Origin of the sequence: Massilia sp. CT11-108 (assembly GCF_047302915.1) — a bacterium.
Classification (GTDB): Bacteria; Pseudomonadota; Gammaproteobacteria; order Burkholderiales; family Burkholderiaceae_D; genus Telluria; species Telluria orientalis.
The window spans coordinates 1-286 of the sequence record NZ_JBKYMO010001458.1 but is presented as its reverse complement, the minus strand read 5'-3'; the positions used below and the strand labels follow the sequence as shown (position 1 = coordinate 286).

Genomic DNA, 286 nt, shown 5'->3' with positions numbered 1-286 from the left:
CCTTCGCCAGCGGCGCCACGGCGCGCGCCACGTCGGCCGGATCGACGACCGCGTTCGGCGCGTGGATCATCACGACGGCGTTGGCCTGCGGGTCGTGCAGCAGCACGTCGATGACGTCGCGGTAGCGCTCGGGCGGCGCGTCGCCGCGCAGGTTCAGTTCACCGGTGCCGCTCCATTCGGGCACGAGGTCGCGCAGCCTGGACACCGTCTCCGGCGCGAGTTCCGCCTGCTGGCCGCCGCGCCGGCATGCTGCGCGTGTACACGACCGACCAGCTGTTTGCTGCCG

Annotated in this window: 1 protein-coding gene; it reads right to left on the bottom strand. The window is 73.1% G+C overall.

Annotated features, from left to right (window positions below; all coding sequences use genetic code 11):
• Positions 1-205 (bottom strand): hypothetical protein (locus tag ACEN88_RS35255; protein ID WP_413347061.1); only part of this gene is annotated, 205 nt, incomplete at its 3' end.
• Positions 206-286 lie beyond the last annotated feature (81 nt).